The organism is Scandinavium manionii, assembly GCF_024764775.1.
In the GTDB taxonomy this organism is placed as follows: Bacteria; Pseudomonadota; Gammaproteobacteria; order Enterobacterales; family Enterobacteriaceae; genus Scandinavium; species Scandinavium manionii.
This window is the reverse complement of record NZ_JALIGC010000040.1, coordinates 746,155-763,663: the sequence shown is the minus strand read 5'-3', so window position 1 is coordinate 763,663 and position 17,509 is coordinate 746,155. Positions and strand designations below refer to the sequence as shown.

Sequence of the window (17,509 nt, the reverse complement as noted above, 5' to 3'; positions counted from 1 at the left end):
CCCTAAATAGGGAAGCCGTACGCGAATAATTATGATAAAATCCGCCCCCCTCGGGGTAAGTCGAATCCCAAAAGGAAATGTATGAACATTATCGAAGCTAACGTTGCTGCCCCGGACGCTCGCGTTGCCATCACTATTGCGCGTTTCAATAACTTCATCAATGACAGCCTGCTGGAAGGTGCGATTGACGCCCTGAAGCGTATTGGTCAGATGAAAGATGAGAACATCACCGTCGTTTGGGTTCCTGGCGCATACGAACTGCCGCTGGCAGCCGGTGCACTGGCGAAAACCGGTAAATACGACGCAGTGATCGCGCTCGGCACTGTTATCCGTGGCGGTACTGCTCACTTTGAATACGTGGCCGGTGGAGCAAGCAATGGTCTGGCGCAGGTTGCGCACGACAGCGAAATCCCGGTCGCTTTTGGGGTTCTGACCACCGAAAGCATCGAACAAGCCATCGAACGTGCTGGCACCAAGGCCGGTAACAAAGGTGCAGAAGCTGCATTGACCGCGCTTGAAATGATCAATGTATTGAAGGCTATCAAGGCCTGATTTTTTTGTAAGGGGAATTCCGTGAAACCTGCTGCTCGTCGCCGCGCCCGTGAGTGTGCTGTCCAGGCGCTTTACTCCTGGCAGTTGTCTAAAAACGACATCTCTGATGTTGAATATCAGTTCCTGGCGGAACAGGACGTGAAAGACGTCGACGTCGTGTACTTCCGTGAACTGCTGACCGGAGTGGCGACCAACAGCGCGTATCTCGACGGCCTGATGAAACCGTATCTGTCCCGTCTGCTGGATGAACTGGGTCAGGTAGAGAAAGCCGTGCTGCGCATCGCGCTGTTTGAGCTGGCGAAGCGTGATGATGTGCCGTACAAAGTGGCCATCAACGAAGCTATTGAACTGGCAAAAACCTTCGGTGCCGAAGACAGCCATAAGTTCGTTAACGGCGTGCTGGATAAAGCAGCTCCGGCAATTCGTCCCCGCAAAAAGTAATCTGCAGGCCGGAGAAAGCGGTTTCACGTTCTCTCCGGCCTTCTCTTTTCTCTGCCGAGGCATAACGTATGGCATGTGGCGAATTCTCCCTGATTGCCCGTTATTTTGATCGTGTAAGAAGTTCCCGTCTTGATGTTGAAACCGGAATCGGTGACGACTGCGCACTGCTCAATATTCCTGAAAAACAAACTCTCGCGATCAGTACTGACACTTTGGTGTCGGGCATTCATTTCCTTCCGGATATCAATCCTGCCGATTTAGCCCATAAAGCGCTGGCGGTGAATCTCAGCGATCTCGCTGCGATGGGAGCTGATCCTGCGTGGTTGACGCTGGCATTAACGCTGCCGTCAGTGAACGACGCCTGGCTTGAAGCGTTTAGCGACAGCCTGTTTGAACAACTTAATTATTACGATATGCAACTGATTGGCGGCGACACCACTAAAGGGCCGCTGTCGATGACGTTGGGTATTCACGGCTTAGTGCCGGAAGGCCGGGCGTTGAAGCGTTCTGGCGCAAAACCGGGTGACTGGATTTACGTCACCGGTACGCCGGGCGACAGCGCTGCCGGGCTGGCGATTTTGCAGGACCATCTGCAGGTGGATAACAAAGAAGACGCGGATTATCTGGTTAAGCGTCATCTGAATCCGACGCCGCGTATTCTGAGCGGTCAGGCGCTGCGTAATCTGGCGCATTCGGCCATCGATATTTCCGACGGGCTGATTTCCGATCTCGGGCATATTCTCAACGCCAGCGGCTGCGGCGCACGGGTAGACCTCGATCTGCTGCCGTATTCTGACGCGATGAAGCGTCACGTTGAGCCCGAACAGGCGCTGCGTTGGGCGCTTTCTGGCGGCGAAGACTACGAACTGTGCTTCACCGTGCCGGAGCTTAATCGCGGCGCGCTGGATGTCGCTTTGGGGAATTTCGGCATGGGCTTCACCTGCATTGGCCAGGTTAGCGCCGACATCGAAGGGCTGCATTTTCAGCGTGACGGCAAACCGGTAACGCTCGACTGGAAGGGGTACGACCATTTTGCGCAGTAAAGACGTAGCAAAAAGCCGATTGAGTATGCTCAACCCGTGGCATCTGCTGGCGACCGGTTTTGGCAGCGGTCTCAGCCCGATAATGCCTGGCACGGCGGGCTCGATTGCGGCCATTCCTTTCTGGTATCTGATGACCTTCCTGCCGTGGCAGCTTTATTCGCTGACGGTGATGCTCAGTATCTGCATTGGCGTATATATTTGTCACCGCACGGCGAAAGACATGGGTGTGCATGATCACGGCAGTATCGTCTGGGACGAATTTGTCGGGATGTGGATTACGCTGATGGCAATTCCCACCAACGACTGGCAGTGGGTCGCCGCCGGATTTGTCATCTTCCGTATTTTCGATATCTGGAAGCCGTGGCCGATCCGCTGGTTCGATCGCAACGTTCACGGCGGAATGGGGATTATGGTCGACGATATTGTGGCTGGGGTGATTTCCGCGGGGCTGTTGTATGTGATTGGGCATCACTGGCCGATTGGGATTATTTGAGACATCGTCCGGAAACGGTGGAACGGTTCCGTTCACGTTCTGCAAGGATTGTAGAACCTGCTGAACATTTGGTGAACGGAACAAAACATCTGAACTAAAAAATAGTGGAACTCCGCCAGGAACAACTATTTAAATCCCACCACCGGATGGGGCTGATACGGCGTTTCCAGTTCGGCAATCTGCTCCGGCTTCAGGGTGATATCCACCGCATGCAGTAACTCTTCGAGCTGTTCTTCCCGCGATGTACCGATAATGGGTGCCGCCACGCCGGGTTTGCTTAACAGCCACGCCAGCGCCACCTGCGCGCGCGTCACATCCAGCTCATCCGAAATGTTCGCCAGCCGTTGCGCAATATGTGCGTCATTCTCTTCGGTGGTGCTGTAGAGCGTTTTACCAAACTCATCGGAGACCACGCGGGCGGTGGTTTCACCCCACGGACGGGTCAGACGACCGCGCGCCAGCGGACTCCACGGGATAACCGCCACGCCTTCCTGATAACACAGCGGCAGCATCTCGCGCTCTTCTTCGCGATAAATCAGATTGTAATGATCCTGCATGGTGACGAACCGCGCCCAGCCGTACTGTTTTTGCAGTTCCAGCGCCTGTGCGAACTGTGACGCATGCATGGATGACGCGCCGATGTAACGCGCCTTTCCGCTCTTAACCACGTCGTTCAGAGCTTCCAGCGTCTCTTCAATCGGCGTGTTGTAATCCCAACGGTGGATTTGTAGCAGGTCGACGTAATCCATCCCCAAACGCGTCAGGCTGTCGTCGATAGAGCGCAGGATTTGCGCCCGGGAAAGCCCCTGCGGTAAATCCCCCGTTTGATGGTAAACCTTGGTCGCCACAACCACCTCTTCACGACGGGCGAAATCACGCAGCGCACGGCCGACGATCTCTTCGCTGCTGCCGTCGGAGTAGCTGTTGGCGGTATCAAAGAAGTTAATCCCGCCTTCAAGGGCGTGTTTAATGATGGGGCGACTGCTTTCTTCCGGCAGCGTCCAGGCGTGATTACCACGGTCAGGTTCGCCAAAAGTCATACAGCCAAGGCACAGTCGGGAGACGTTGAGGTCGGTTGTTCCCAATTTATTGTATTGCATGTTTCCACTCCTGCGATGAACATAATGTTAAGCATAGCAGGAGCGGAAAGGCGGGAAGGATCAGGCCAGCCAGGCCGTGATTTTTGCTTCTATTCCGGCCGCATCGAGGCCGATATCTGCCCGCGCTTCTTCCTGCGTTCCCTGCGGGATAAAGACATCCGGCAGGCCAATATTCAGAACCGGTACCGGTTTGCGGTGCGCCATCAGCACTTCATTTACACCGCTGCCCGCACCGCCCATGATGGCGTTTTCTTCCAGCGTGACCAGCACCTCATGACGGGCGGCCATCTCCAGAATTAGCGATTCATCCAGCGGTTTCACAAAGCGCATATCGACCAGTGTGGCATTGAGATTTTCGGCCACCACGGCGGCATCCGCCAGCAGCGTACCAAAATTGAGAATCGCAATTTTCTCGCCCTGGCGTTTGACGACGCCTTTACCGAGCGGCAGTTTTTCCAGGGGGGCCAGCTCGACACCGGTACCGCTGCCGCGTGGATAGCGAACGGCGCTCGGGCCATCGTTGTAGTGATAGCCGGTAAACAGCATCTGGCGGCATTCGTTTTCATCGCTCGGGGTCATGATGACCATTTCCGGAATGCAGCGCAGATAGGAGAGGTCGAACGCACCCTGATGGGTTTGACCATCAGCGCCAACGATGCCCGCGCGGTCAATGGCGAACAGCACCGGCAATTTCTGGATTGCGACGTCGTGAATGACCTGATCATAAGCGCGTTGCAGGAAGGTCGAGTAAATCGCCACCACCGGCTTATAACCGCCAATCGCCAGACCGGCTGCAAACGTCACCGCATGCTGCTCGGCAATCGCCACGTCAAAATACTGGTCAGGGTATTTTTTAGAGAACGCGACCATCCCGGAGCCTTCACGCATGGCCGGGGTGACCGCCATCAGTTTGTTGTCTTTTGCCGCGGTTTCGCACAGCCAGTCGCCGAAAATTTTCGAGTAACCCGGCAGGCCACCGCTGCTTTTCGGTAGCACACCGCTGGTATGATCGAATTTTGGCACCGCGTGGAAGGTGATGGGATCTTTTTCAGCTGGCTCATAACCACGACCTTTTTTGGTCATGATGTGCAGGAACTGCGGGCCTTTCAGGTCGCGCATGTTTTTCAGTGTACTGACCAGCCCTAACACGTCGTGTCCGTCGAGCGGGCCGATATAGTTGAAACCAAGCTCTTCAAACAGCGTGCCCGGAACCACCATGCCTTTGATGTGCTCTTCAGTGCGTTTGAGGAGCTCTTTAATCGGCGGGACGCCTGAGAAGACTTTCTTGCCGCCTTCACGCAGCGACGAATAGAGCTTACCGGACAGCAGCTGTGCCAGATGGTTATTCAGCGCGCCGACGTTCTCGGAAATCGACATTTCGTTGTCGTTGAGGACAACCAGCATATCCGGCTTGATATCGCCCGCATGGTTCATCGCTTCGAACGCCATTCCGGCGGTGATCGCGCCGTCGCCGATGACGCACACGGTGCGACGTTGTTTGGCTTCTTTTTCTGCGGCGACGGCGATGCCGATCCCGGCAGAAATGGAGGTAGACGAGTGCCCGACGCTCAGCACGTCGTACTCGCTTTCACCGCGCCATGGGAACGGATGCAGCCCACCTTTCTGGCGAATGGTGCCAATACGATCACGACGGCCGGTCAAAATTTTGTGTGGATAAGCCTGATGACCCACGTCCCAGATCAGCTGATCGAACGGGGTGTTATAGACGTAATGCAGCGCCACGGTGAGTTCCACCGTGCCAAGCCCGGAGGCAAAGTGTCCGCTGGAGCGGCTCACGCTGTCGAGCAGGTAGCGACGCAGTTCGTCGCAGAGCTTCGGCAGGCTCTCTTTTGGCAACAGACGCAATTCCTGAGTGGACTCCACCAGTGCCAGCGTCGGGTATTTGGCTATATCAAAACTCATCAGAGACTCACAAGTTCCTCTTCATTCTTCAGGCTACCGGGGCGTTGGCTTCCTCGTTCACCCCAGTCACTTACTCGTGTAAGCTCCTGAGGATTCACTGCGTTGCCGCCTTCCTGCAACCTGAATTATTTAGAGGATGTAGTTTATTTATCGCGCTGAATAATGTAATTCGCTAGCGCTTCCAGTGCCGTGGTGTCCAGAGACTGCGCGGCCAGTACCGTTAATGACTGGCGGGCTTCTTCAATGAGATCACGGGCTTTTCGTTGGGCTTGCTCAAGTCCCAATAGGGCAGGGTAGGTGCTTTTACCAAGCTGCTGGTCAGCGCCCTGGCGTTTGCCAAGGGTCGCAGTATCCCCTACCACATCCAGAATGTCATCTTGCACCTGGAATGCGAGGCCGATGCTTTCGGCGTATTTATCCAGCACCGGCAGGGCCGCTTTGCCCGGCTCACCAGCGCTCAGCGCACCCAGGCGAACGGCAGAGCGGATAAGCGCCCCGGTTTTGTGGCGATGAATACGCTCAAGTGCGTCTAAGTCAACCTGCTTACCTTCTGCGTCCAGATCAAGCGCTTGTCCGCCGCACATCCCCGCCACGCCGCTGGCCTGAGCCAGCTCTGACACCATCGCCAGACGGAAACGGTCTGACACTTCCGGCATCGGTGCATCACTGAGTATAGAAAACGCCAGCGTCTGTAGGGCGTCGCCGGCCAGAATGGCATTGGCTTCACCGTATTTGATGTGGCAGGTCGGTTGGCCGCGACGCAGATCGTCATCGTCCATCGCCGGCAGATCGTCGTGGATCAGCGAATAGGCATGAATGCATTCCACCGCTGCCGCAGGGGCGTCCAGGGTGGAAAGACTCACGTTGAACATGCCGCCGGTGGCGTACACCAGGAATGGGCGCAGGCGTTTACCCCCCAAGAGTGCACCATAATGCATGGCTTCAACCAGCGGAGTGTTCTGAAAGGGCTGCGGAGCAATAAACTGACGCAGCGCTTCATTGGCCCGCTCGACGCAGGCTTGTAATTGATGCGAGAAATCCATTGTTTACTCAGCGTCCGGCGTGAAAGGGGTCAGCGGGGCTTCCTCGTTATCGGCGAGCAGGATTTGTACCCGCTGCTCCGCCTGTTGCAGCTTCACCTGACCCTGACGCGCCAGCTGAACGCCGCGCTCGAACTCGTTCAGGGCGTCTTCCAGCGGTAAGTCACCGTTTTCGAGACGGGAAACAATCTGCTCAAGTTCAGTCAGTGCGCTTTCAAACGTGGCTGGCGCTTCATTTTTCTTTGGCATAGTGAATGTTTGACTCTTGTTGTGTCGCGACCCGCCTATGGTAGCGAAGTCCTCGGGCATATGAAATAACGCATAATGGTAACGCGCAGGTTGACCGCGATGGTGGTATACTTGCGCGCCTGGATGCAGCCGGGATGTCATGGCTGCTGTATTTTTTGTCCACAAGCCCAATCGGGTTTGCCAACGAACCATTGCCGCCATGAAGTTTATCATTAAATTGTTCCCGGAAATTACCATCAAAAGCCAATCTGTGCGGTTGCGCTTTATAAAAATTCTGACCGGGAATATCCGTAACGTACTCAAGCAGTACGACGAAACCCTTGCCGTTGTTCGTCATTGGGATCACATTGAAGTTCGCGCTAAAGACGAAGATCAGCGTCCGATTATTCGCGATGCGCTGACTCGTATTCCCGGCATCCACCATATTCTGGAAGTGGAAGATGTGCCTTTCACTTCACTGCACGATATCTTCGAGCAGACGCTGCCACTGTGGCGCGAAACGCTGGAAGGTAAATCTTTCTGCGTGCGCGTGAAACGTCGTGGTAAGCATGACTTCACCTCTATTGAGGTAGAGCGCTACGTGGGCGGCGGGCTGAATCAGCACATCGAAACCGCGCGCGTGAAGCTGACCAAACCGGATGTCACGGTTAATCTGGAAATTGATAACGACCGTCTGCTGCTGGTTAAAGGCCGCTACGAAGGTATCGGTGGTTTCCCGATTGGTACTCAGGAAGACGTGCTGTCGCTGATTTCCGGCGGCTTCGACTCCGGCGTGTCCAGCTATATGTTGATCCGTCGCGGCTGTCGCGTGCACTACTGCTTCTTCAACCTGGGCGGCGCGGCGCATGAAATCGGCGTACGTCAGGTGGCGCATTATCTGTGGAACCGCTTCGGCAGTTCACACCGCGTACGCTTCGTGGCGATCAACTTCGAACCTGTGGTGGGCGAAATCCTCGAAAAAGTCGACGACGGCCAGATGGGCGTGGTGCTTAAACGTATGATGATGCGTGCTGCGTCTCAGGTTGCTGAACGCTACGGCGTGCAGGCGCTGGTCACAGGCGAAGCGCTGGGCCAGGTCTCCAGCCAGACCCTGACCAACCTGCGTCTGATCGACAACGTGTCCGATACCTTGATTCTGCGTCCGCTGATTTCTCACGACAAAGAACACATCATCGATCTGGCGCGTGAAATCGGTACTGAAGATTTTGCCCGTACCATGCCGGAATACTGCGGCGTGATTTCGAAGAGCCCGACCGTGAAAGCGGTGAAGGCAAAAATCGAAGCGGAAGAGCAGAACTTCGATTTCGCGATCCTCGACAAAGTGGTGGCGGAAGCCAACAACGTCGATATTCGCGAGATTGCGCAGCAGACTCAACAGGAAGTGGTTGAAGTTGAAACCGTCACTGAGTTTGCCGCCACCGACGTGGTGCTCGATATTCGTTCTATCGATGAGCAGGACGACAAACCACTGAAGCTAGAAGGCGTGGAAGTGGGGTCGCTGCCGTTCTACAAACTCAGCACCCAGTTTGGTGACCTCGACCAGAGCAGAACGTATTTGCTGTGGTGCGATCGCGGTGTCATGAGCCGTCTGCAGGCGCTGTATCTGCGCGAGCAGGGCTTTGTTAACGTGAAGGTCTATCGCCCGTAGAGTGACAGCCCAGCGGCATGCTGTTTGCCAGGCCTACGTGGAAATGTAGGCCTGGTAAGCACCGCGCCATCCGGCATTTGTCTGAGGTCAGCATGCAAAAGGTGCACAAGTATATTGAGATTAAGGAACGCATTAAGGGCGATATTCTTAATCAACGCTATAAAAAAGGTGAAAGCATTCCCTCCGAGCGTGAACTGGCAGGCCTATACGGCGTGACCCGCGTAACGGTGCAGAAAGCGATGGATAACCTGGTTCAGGAAGGGTTTATCGAGCGCATTCACGGCAAAGGGATGTTCGTGCTGAAAAACAGCGCCACCAACGTCTACCTTTTGAATAACGAAACCAGCGACAGCATCCTCGGCTTTTCCCGCGAATTTCAGGGGCGAGTAAAGGTCAGCAGTCAGCTGTTAGCGTTCAATGTCATTCAGGCTGATGCCACCCTGGCGCAGCATCTTGAAATCTCTCCCGGCGACAACGTCTGGTTTATCCGTCGTATCCGATTGCTCGACGGCAATCCGGTGCTGGTGGAAGACAGTAATATCCCGCAAAGTGTTATCGACGCCATTCCTGAGGAGATCCTCAAGGAAGGCTCGCTGTATGGCTATATCGAAGAGTACACCGGAAAGAAAATCAAAGACGCCGACTCCATTATCGAAGCCGCGTTGTTTGACGATGGGCTGGCACCGCTGCTCAATATTGCCAGCGGCCAGCCGATGCTGAAAATTACCGAAGTGACGCGCCTTGTCGACAAAACGGCGTTTAACTACTCCATCAGCTATAACCGCGCTGATATCTTCCGGGTCAAAAACCTGCGCATCGAACGCTAGCAGGCGCGAAAGTACCTGCCAGATGTCCGCTACAGTGCGCTGGCTGCCGCGTTATCGACATACAAACTCGCCTGTGGCACCGTTTTGACCAGCGTCGACGGAATATCGCGACTCGCCGGGTGATTCACAGTCTGCGCCACAATGGCCGCTTTCTTCTCACCACTTGCCATCACCACAATATTTTTCGCCGCCAGAATGGTTTTCAGCCCAAGTGAAATACCCTGTTTTATCTCGCGTGGGGTGTCGAAATACTTCACTGATACCGCCTGTGTTATCGCGTCCAGCGTCACAACGTGACAGGTGTTGTCCAGTGAAACGCCCGGCTCGTTAAAGCCAATGTGCCCATTCATTCCTATACCGAGCACGATACAGTCAATGGGCCCATGCTGCTCAATATAGCCATCCACGCGCTGGCACTCTGTCTGCGGGTTGGCGGTGAGCCCATCGAAGAAGCAGATTTGCTCATCCCGCAGCGTCAACTTGTCGAAGAAATGATGCCAGACCATTTCGCGGCAGCTGCCTTTGTCCGCCTTGCCAAGACCGAGCCATTCATCCAGCCCGAGAAACTGCGTACGGGAAAAGTCCACGCGGCCCTGCTTTTGCGCCTCGACCAGTGCGGCAAAGACGCCCAGCGGTGTGTCACCGCCCGCGATACAGATGAGCGCGTCGGGTTTGGCATTCACGCAGTGAATCACGTTTTGCGCGACCGCCTGGCACAGCTGCGAGTAGTCCGGGGAAATGTGTGTTTTCATGGCGATTCCTTAGCATTTAGCCTGATATTGCGGTAAATAGCGCTGATTCACTTCCAGATATTCATCGAGAATTTTCTCGGCAAGTGTTGCTGACGGTACCAGCGGGTTAATGGTCAGCGCCATTAGCGCAGTGCTGTAATCACCGGTGACTGCGGCTTCGACGGTCAGTTCTTCATAGGCTTTCACGCTCTGGAGCAGACCGCGAATTTTGACAGGTATCCGTCCGTACGCCAGCGGGTGCGCACCGTGACGATCGATGACCGCGTTGGTTTCTAGCGTCACGTGATCCGGCAGATCCGGTGTCGCGCCGTTGTTGACGGTATTCACCACGTGGATCTCTTTTTTGTCGTTAAAAATCGAACTGATAATCGAGCAGGCGGTATCCGAATACCAGGCGCCGCCGCGTTTTTCCAGCTCTTTCGGTTTATGGGAAAGGTGCTCATCCTGATAAAGCTCAAACAGGCGATGCTCAATCTCGCGGGTTTGCTCACCGCGGGTGCCTTTGGTACTGGCATCTTTCTGCGCCGCCTCAACCATTTCACGGGTCAGGAAGAAGTACTTCAGATAGGAAATCGGGTACATGTGTAACGCTTTGGCAAAGCGCGAGGAGAAGCCGATGTCCGGAATATTTTTCAGCGAGTTGCTGGCGCTGCCCTGCGCCAGTTTTGCCATGAAATCATCGGTGTAATCTTCGCCTTTAATGAAAATCTGGTCGGCGAAAATCAGGTGATTCAGGCCCATGATACGGGCGTAAACGTCCTTCTTTTCGACCTCATAGGCTTTGGCGATATCCATCAGCATGCTATTGGCGCCGCTGCAAATCCCGATGCTCTTGATGTTCGAATGGCGGGTGATGGCTTCGGTGACGATCCCAGCCGGGTTGGTGAAGTTAATCAGCCACGCGTCAGGACAATATTTTTCCATGTCCCGGCAGATATCCAGCAGCACCGGGATCGTACGCTGGGCTTTCATAAACCCGCCTGGGCCGGTGGTTTCCTGGCCCAGCACACCGTATTTCAACGGGATTTTTTCATCGTTGATGCGTGCATCGAGAAAACCGACGCGCAGCTGGGTCGTGACGAAATCGGCGTCTTTCAGCGCTTCGGCGCGGTCGAGGGACAGATGAATGTTCATCGGAACCCCGGCTTCTTTCACCATGCGCTGCGCCAGCTTGCCGACAATCTCCAGCTTCTCTTTGCCTTCTTCGATGTCCAGCAGATAGTAATCGGTGACCGGAAGTTCATCGTAACGTTTGATAAAGCCGTCGATCAGTTCCGGGGTATAGCTTGAGCCACCGCCGATGGTGACAATTTTGAGCTTTTTCATCAGATATCCTTTTTACAATGCGGAGTCAGTGTTCAGTACGGATTCGCTTACGCGCTGTTCTTCATGACGCTCTTTTGTCAGCTGTTGACGTTCGAGCAGTTTGAAGAACGGGAAGTAGATGGCGACAGAAATGACCACGGTACAGACGGACCAGATAACCGCCGGAATATTGCCGCCAGTGACGAACCAGGCCGCGAGAATAGGCGGCATGGTCCACGGGATTTGCAGTACCGGGCGGCCGATGATGTCGAAGTACATCAGGCTGTAGGTGGAGATACACAGCAGCATCGGCGTCAGGGTGAACGGGATCATCAGCAGCGGGTTGAAGACAATCGGGCAGCCGAAAATGACCGGTTCGTTGATACAGAACACCGCCGAAGGCAGCGACAATTTGCCTACCGATTTATACAGTTTGCTGCGGGAGCGCAGCATCGCCAGCACCAGACCGAGCGTGGCGCCCGTGCCGCCGATACACATAAACACGATGTAAAAGCCGTCGGCGGTGATGTGTGGAATGGGCTGGTGGTTTAAATACGCCTGGGTATTTTCGGCGATGTATTTCAGGAAGATCGGGCTGGTGATGCCGGACAGCACGTTGTCACCGTGAATGCCGCAGCACCACAGCAGTGAAATCAGGAAAATCAGCACCAGCATGCCTGGCAGCGAGCCGAGACCGCTGACCAGCGGGCTGAGGATCTGGGTGAAAAATTCATTGATATCAAAGCCGAGCATGACCCGGACAAACCACACCAGCGTGATGGCTACTGCTGCCGGAATCAGGCTCGCAAAAGATTGAGCCACGGCGGGCGGAACGCCGTCCGGCAGCTTGATGACAATTTCGCGGCCAATAAACCAGCGAATGATATGCACCGTCAGCACCGCCAGAATAATGGCGGAGAACAGGCCCGCCGCCCCGAGGTTGTCGACGTTCAGCTGATATTTATCGTTGAGCTGTGCCAGCAGGAACACCACCAGTGTGACGGCGCTGCAGGTAATCGCATTCAGCTTATATTCTTTCGCGAGGTTGTAGCTGATCCCCACGGCGGAAATCAGGCCGATTGCGCCGAAGGTAACGGCAACCGGCGCGCTGATTTTGTCAGCCCACGGGCCTAACCATTCGCTCCAGCCGGGGATCGGTAAATTGGCGATGATTAAGAAAAGACTGCCAGTGATGGTGAACGGCAGCGTCAGCGCGATCCCGTTACGGACCGCTACCAGAATTTTGTTTTCACCAATCCGGATAAGGACAGGGATGACCTTGCTCTCAATAAACGTAATCACGGGCGACTCCTCTTGATGAGGTTTTTATGCCTCCTGCCGGGGGCGTGTCAGGAGGTGTTTTTTGAGCTGGTATAGTCCAGTTGGATTTGAGTTTTCCACGGAATATTTGGCGTGTCAAGGCAGCGGAAATGGCGCACTTTTCGTTTAATGAGTTGAAAAATAAGCGCTAATTGATGAAAGCGCTGAACAGAATGGAGTAATTTAATGCTGGAAGTGTGAGCGCCGCCACGGGCGTGGCGACGATTAATTCGCTAAGACGTTATTCGTAGAAGTTATAAATGCCCGCCGGCAACACCAGTTGGGAAGCCACTTCATAGGCTTTTTCACGGCCAACCAGCAGGTCAATGATTTTCAGGCCGAAGTCGATGCTGGTGCCCGGTGCCTGGCTGGTGAGCAGGTTCACACGCGGATCCCAGACCACGCGTTTATCCTGCCATTGATCGGCCGGAATGGTGTCTTTCAGTCCAGGGAAACCGGCCATGTTGCCGATCGGGAAGATCTCGTGCGGAACCAAAACTGTGCCCGCTGCGGCGCAAATGGCGGCCACGATCCGGCCTGAGCGGTGAAATTGCTTAACCGTCTCCACCAGAATGGCGCTGTCGCGGAAATACTCGGCGCCTTTTAAGCCGCCGGGCAGAATGATGATGTCAAAGTCGCCGTCAGCCACCTGGGCCAATGGCGCATCGGCCAGCAGTTTTACACCGCGTGAGCAGGTGATAGCCAGTTCGCCGTCACTGGCCACGCTTGCAGTGGTGACCTCGATCCCGCCGCGAACCAGTAGGTCGATGGTGGTCACGGCTTCTATTTCTTCACTCCCAGGGGCGAGACAAACCAGCGCTGATGCGCTCATACATGTTCTCCTTACGTTTAATCTGTTCAAACAGGCGGGCATTTTCCGGCACGGCGATACCGTGAGCGCGGGCCCGTTTCAGCAGGTAGCCGCTGATGTAGTCAATTTCCGTCTGGCGCTGGGCGCGGACGTCCTGAAGCATTGAGGAAATATTACTGGCGGTACTGTCGATGACTTGCCAGATGAGCGTCAGCAAATCTTCCGGGCTGGAGTGCAGTCCTTCGCGCTGCATCACCGCCGCGACTTCTGCGCTGATGCGCGCCACTTCTTCAGGATAGTCCCGAAGCTGACCGTTCGGGCAATCGTACAGTGCGGTGAGCGGGTTAATCACGCAGTTCACTGCCAGCTTACGCCAGCTGGCGTTAGTAATGTCATTATGCCATGCGACGTCCGGCAGCACAGTGTGCAGCGTGTCGGCGAGGGCGTTGTAATCCTGTCCCTGAGCATTGGCCGGGCCAATGTGGGTAGTGCCCTTTGCGCTGTGAATAATCAGGTTGCCGTCACGACGCGCGGCCTGGGTGGTCATGCCAAGAAGCAGCGGTTGCTTTACCGCTCGTAGTTCGTCTTTCGTTCCCATGCCGTTATGCATCAGCAAAATAGGGCTGGTGGCCGGCAGCATGCCCACCAGATTTTTCACCGCTGTCGAGACCTGCCAGGCTTTCAGGGTGACGAGCAGCAAATCAGTGCTGGCGAGAAACTCAGGATCGTTGGCGGTAAGCAGTTCGTTGAAGACGCTCCCGTCAGTCTCCTGCAGATTCACACTGCACCAGGGAGCGGGAACGCGCAGCCAGCCCTGGACCTCATGCCCTTGTCGGTACAGCGCGGTCAGCCATAATTGTCCAAGGGCGCCGCATCCGAGCACGGTAATCTTCATCGTTCCTCCTCACCTGCTGCGGAATCAGGCGTTATGTTACTATTATAGCGCCGACGATACCCCCTGACTCGCAGGGATAACAGGTTGTGTTATCTGACTTTGCGGGTATTATGCATCGCAACAAAAAGAGAGGGAGAATAAAACATGCCATCTTTCGATATTGTCTCTGAAGTTGATCTTCAGGAAGCTAAGAACGCGGTCGATAATGCGGCCCGTGAAGTGGAGTCACGCTTCGACTTCCGTGGTGTAGAAGCCAGCATTGAGCTGAATGAAAAAAACCAGACCATCAAGGTGCTGAGCGAATCTGATTTCCAGGTTAATCAGCTGCTGGATATCCTGCGTGCCAAGCTGCTCAAGCGCGGCATTGAAGGCAATTCCATTGATGTACCAGAAGAATATACCCATAGCGGAAAAACCTGGTTCGTTGAAGGGAAGCTGAAAACCGGCATTGAAAGCGCGGTGCAAAAGAAGCTCATTAAGCTGATTAAAGACAGCAAACTGAAAGTGCAGACGCAAATTCAGGGCGAAGAAATCCGCGTGACGGGTAAAGCCCGTGACGATCTGCAGGCGGTTATGGCGCTGGTGCGCGGCGGCAATCTCGGCCAGCCTTTCCAGTTCAAGAATTTCCGCGACTAATAAAAAACCACCTTCGTGAAGGTGGTTTCATTGAACTCAAAAAGCGGGCGATGCCCGCTTTTTTTATGCCCCTACGATCGTCTGTTCAACCTCAAAACGGTTAGTCACTTTGCTGTCGATCTTCACGTACGCTGAACGTTCGGTGGCAATCACTAATACTTCTTTCACGCCGTCCTTCGCCAGCAGACGCGCTTTCAGGTCCTCATCGGCATCAACGTCATCCGGAAGGGTGACGCGCAGGCTACTGACGTACGGCGGCTCCTGCATGGTCATCGCGACCAGCAGCCAGACAGTGGCGAGTAACGCGCCCATCAGGAAGACCGTTTGCGAATCAAAGAAACCGTCGAGCCAGCCACCCAATGAGCCGCCAATCGCGACGCCCAGGAACTGGCTGGTCGAGTAAATCCCCATCGCCGTACCTTTGTAGCCCGCCGGAGATTCTTTGCTGATAAGCGACGGTAGCAGGGCTTCCATCAGGTTGAAGGCGAGGAAGAACAGCTGAACCCCGGCGACCAGTTCCCAGAAGTAGGTGCCCGATCCCCACAGTACAATCTCAGCAATCAAAATGAGGGCGATGCAAATCAGGAACACACGCTTCATGCGGCGTTTCACTTCGGCATAAATGATAAACGGTATGACGGAAACGAACGAGACGAGCATGGTGACCAGGTAGATTTTCCAGTGCTCGGCTGCCGGGAAACCCGCGGCTTCAAGCTGACCTGGCAGGGCGACAAACGTCGACATCAGTAGAATGTGCAGGCACATAATGCCGAAATTCAGTTTCAGCAGTTTTGGCTCCATCAGCACCTTGCTGAAGCAGCCTTTCACCATGCCAGATTCACGGTTGAGGACGTGGTTGTCGCTGTTCGGCACCACCCAAATGGTCAGCAGAATACCCAGCGTTGCGAGTCCGGAAATCATCCAGAACAGCGCATGCAGGCCAAGTTTGTGGGTAACGATCGGGCCCAGCACCATGGCAATGGCAAAAGTGACCCCGAAGCTGACGCCAATAAACGCCATCGCTTTGGTGCGGTTCTGTTCGCGGGTCAGGTCTGAGAGCAATGCCATCACGGCAGCGGCAATGGCGCCAGAGCCTTGCAGCGCGCGGCCAAGAATGATGCCCCAGATAGAATTCGACATCGCGGCAATCATACTGCCGACGACGAAAATCAGGAGTCCGCCGACGATCAGCGGCTTACGACCAATCCGGTCTGAAAGCAGGCCGAATGGGATTTGAAATATTGCCTGTGCGAGCCCATAAATTCCGATAGCGATACCAATCAACGCTTCGCTGGCACCCTGTAATGCCATGCCGTACGTGGTCAGAACGGGCAGAACCATAAACATGCCGAGCATACGCAGTGAGAATACGGTCCCTAAACCCCAGGTTGCGCGCAATTCGCCTGGCGTCATCTTAAAATCGTTCATTTCCACCTCAGTATAAAAGCAGCGCTTAGTGTAAAGCCGGGGAAGGGTAGGGTAAACAAGCGGTTGTTTAGCAAATATTACATCGTGCCGCGTTGATCTAACCAATAAAAAAGGGTGCCGAAGCACCCTTTTAACGCGATGGTTGGCTTACCAGACGTAAGCCAGAACCGAATGCGAATCCGGAACCATAAAGTCGACTGACATCATCACCGACAGCGAGGTGATGGCGACGATAGAGAAGACGAACAACTTGCGTGCCCAGACTCTGTCATCCGCCACTTTGTACCCACGCAGCGCCATTCCAAGCCACCAGACGCTTACCGCCGCCGCTACAATCAGATATTTATATCCAGCGTAGCCACCGAGAGTCAGCATCAGCGTTGCAACAGCAAAAGCGATGATGTAGAGCGTGATGTGGTTTTTGGCAACGGAAATCCCCTTAACAACCGGCAGGACCGGAATGTTTGCCGCCTGATAATCCTTAAAGCGGAAAATCGCGATGGCGTAGGAGTGCGGCATCTGCCACAGGCTGAAAATCGCCAGCAGAATAGCCGCACCGCTGTCAAAGTTACCGGTTACGGCACAGTAGCCAATCACCGGCGGCGCTGCGCCGGAGAGTGAACCAATCAATGTGCCGTAGACGGAATGGCGCTTCATATACAGGCTGTAAACGCCCACATAAACCACGAAGCCCATCACGCCAAGCCAGCAGGCCAGCGGGTTAGCGCCGAACCACAGGAGCATAAAGCCAGCAACACCCAACAAGGTGGCATACACCAGCGAAACGTTCGGAGAAATCAGGCCTTTGACCAGCACCCGATTTTTGGTCCGTTCCATCTTCCTGTCGATATCCCTGTCGATGTAGTTGTTAAACACACAACCGGACGCAACGACCAGCGACACGCCAATCAAGGTATAGACAAACAGCGGGTAATCGATGCTGCCTTTAGAAGCCAACAGGAAGCCGCCGATGACCGAGATCAGGTTACCGAAGATGATGCCTGGTTTTGTAACTTGCAGGTATTGCTTAAACATACTCGCCGCTC

18 protein-coding genes are annotated in these 17,509 nt (G+C 54.7%); 7 read left to right on the top strand and 11 right to left on the bottom strand.

Going from position 1 to position 17,509, the window contains the following annotated elements; translation table 11 throughout:
• The first annotated feature begins 81 nt into the window (after positions 1 to 81).
• From ribH to pgpA, 4 genes are all read left to right on the top strand, one after another.
• Complete coding sequence (ribH, locus tag MUU51_RS21355) at positions 82 to 552, top strand: 6,7-dimethyl-8-ribityllumazine synthase (RefSeq protein WP_159752357.1); 471 nt, start codon at positions 82 to 84, stop codon at positions 550 to 552.
• Positions 553 to 573: 21 nt separating this feature from the next.
• Positions 574 to 993, top strand: a complete 420-nt coding sequence (gene nusB, locus MUU51_RS21350) for a transcription antitermination factor NusB (RefSeq protein WP_159772603.1) — start codon at positions 574 to 576, stop codon at positions 991 to 993.
• Between the two features lie 68 nt (positions 994 to 1,061).
• Positions 1,062 to 2,036, top strand: a complete 975-nt coding sequence (gene thiL / locus MUU51_RS21345; protein WP_159772606.1) for a thiamine-phosphate kinase — start codon at positions 1,062 to 1,064, stop codon at positions 2,034 to 2,036.
• Positions 2,026 to 2,529 (top strand): phosphatidylglycerophosphatase A, encoded by a 504-nt coding sequence (gene pgpA, locus MUU51_RS21340; protein WP_258968552.1) that lies wholly within the window; start codon positions 2,026 to 2,028, stop codon positions 2,527 to 2,529. The genes thiL and pgpA overlap by 11 nt, the downstream gene beginning before the upstream one ends.
• A gap of 125 nt (positions 2,530 to 2,654) precedes the next feature.
• On the opposite strand, the gene MUU51_RS21335 is transcribed toward pgpA, so the two are convergent.
• The 4 genes from MUU51_RS21335 to xseB form a co-directional block, all read right to left on the bottom strand.
• Positions 2,655 to 3,629, bottom strand: a complete 975-nt coding sequence (locus tag MUU51_RS21335; RefSeq protein WP_258968551.1) for an aldo/keto reductase — start codon at positions 3,627 to 3,629, stop codon at positions 2,655 to 2,657.
• Between the two features lie 60 nt (positions 3,630 to 3,689).
• A complete protein-coding gene (gene dxs / locus MUU51_RS21330) occupies positions 3,690 to 5,552 on the bottom strand; it encodes a 1-deoxy-D-xylulose-5-phosphate synthase (protein WP_159772615.1) in 1,863 nt (620 codons plus the stop codon).
• Positions 5,553 to 5,695: 143 nt separating this feature from the next.
• Positions 5,696 to 6,595, bottom strand: a complete 900-nt coding sequence (gene ispA / locus MUU51_RS21325; protein WP_159772618.1) for a (2E,6E)-farnesyl diphosphate synthase — start codon at positions 6,593 to 6,595, stop codon at positions 5,696 to 5,698.
• 3 nt (positions 6,596 to 6,598) lie between these two features.
• Complete coding sequence (gene xseB / locus MUU51_RS21320) at positions 6,599 to 6,841, bottom strand: exodeoxyribonuclease VII small subunit (RefSeq protein WP_097161484.1); 243 nt, start codon at positions 6,839 to 6,841, stop codon at positions 6,599 to 6,601.
• Positions 6,842 to 7,040: 199 nt separating this feature from the next.
• On the opposite strand from xseB, the gene thiI reads away from it, so the two are divergent.
• Together thiI and MUU51_RS21310 are read left to right on the top strand one after the other, a co-directional pair.
• Positions 7,041 to 8,489, top strand: a complete 1,449-nt coding sequence (thiI, locus tag MUU51_RS21315; RefSeq protein ID WP_258968630.1) for a tRNA uracil 4-sulfurtransferase ThiI — start codon at positions 7,041 to 7,043, stop codon at positions 8,487 to 8,489.
• A 92-nt stretch (positions 8,490 to 8,581) separates the two neighbouring features.
• On the top strand, positions 8,582 to 9,316 hold the full coding sequence (locus MUU51_RS21310) for a GntR family transcriptional regulator (RefSeq protein ID WP_159772624.1): 735 nt from the start codon (positions 8,582 to 8,584) through the stop codon (positions 9,314 to 9,316).
• A 29-nt stretch (positions 9,317 to 9,345) separates the two neighbouring features.
• Here the strand turns inward: MUU51_RS21310 and MUU51_RS21305 are convergent, their stop codons facing one another.
• From MUU51_RS21305 to panE, 5 genes are all read right to left on the bottom strand, one after another.
• Entirely contained in the window at positions 9,346 to 10,068 is a 723-nt protein-coding gene (locus tag MUU51_RS21305) for a glucosamine-6-phosphate deaminase (protein ID WP_159772627.1), read from the bottom strand.
• Positions 10,069 to 10,077: 9 nt separating this feature from the next.
• Positions 10,078 to 11,394, bottom strand: coding sequence for a 6-phospho-beta-glucosidase (locus MUU51_RS21300; protein ID WP_258968550.1), 1,317 nt, complete (start codon positions 11,392 to 11,394; stop codon positions 10,078 to 10,080).
• Between the two features lie 12 nt (positions 11,395 to 11,406).
• Positions 11,407 to 12,675 (bottom strand): PTS sugar transporter subunit IIC, encoded by a 1,269-nt coding sequence (locus MUU51_RS21295; RefSeq protein WP_159772633.1) that lies wholly within the window; start codon positions 12,673 to 12,675, stop codon positions 11,407 to 11,409.
• A gap of 259 nt (positions 12,676 to 12,934) precedes the next feature.
• Positions 12,935 to 13,525 carry a protein deglycase YajL gene (yajL, locus tag MUU51_RS21290; RefSeq protein WP_159772636.1) on the bottom strand — a complete coding sequence of 197 codons (591 nt, stop codon included), beginning with the start codon at positions 13,523 to 13,525 and terminating at the stop codon, positions 12,935 to 12,937.
• Positions 13,485 to 14,399, bottom strand: a complete 915-nt coding sequence (gene panE, locus MUU51_RS21285) for a 2-dehydropantoate 2-reductase (RefSeq protein ID WP_159772639.1) — start codon at positions 14,397 to 14,399, stop codon at positions 13,485 to 13,487. The genes yajL and panE overlap by 41 nt, the downstream gene beginning before the upstream one ends.
• A gap of 144 nt (positions 14,400 to 14,543) precedes the next feature.
• Here panE and MUU51_RS21280 point away from each other — a divergent pair, with 144 nt between their 5' ends.
• A complete protein-coding gene (locus tag MUU51_RS21280) occupies positions 14,544 to 15,035 on the top strand; it encodes a YajQ family cyclic di-GMP-binding protein (RefSeq protein WP_125355068.1) in 492 nt (163 codons plus the stop codon).
• A gap of 63 nt (positions 15,036 to 15,098) precedes the next feature.
• On the opposite strand, the gene MUU51_RS21275 is transcribed toward MUU51_RS21280, so the two are convergent.
• Positions 15,099 to 16,463 carry an MFS transporter gene (locus tag MUU51_RS21275; RefSeq protein WP_258968549.1) on the bottom strand — a complete coding sequence of 455 codons (1,365 nt, stop codon included), beginning with the start codon at positions 16,461 to 16,463 and terminating at the stop codon, positions 15,099 to 15,101.
• Positions 16,464 to 16,610: 147 nt separating this feature from the next.
• The gene (cyoE, locus tag MUU51_RS21270; RefSeq protein WP_125355070.1) at positions 16,611 to 17,498 is read right to left on the bottom strand and encodes a heme o synthase; all 888 of its coding nucleotides are present in this window, start codon (positions 17,496 to 17,498) and stop codon (positions 16,611 to 16,613) included.
• Between the last annotated feature and the right edge of the window lie 11 nt (positions 17,499 to 17,509).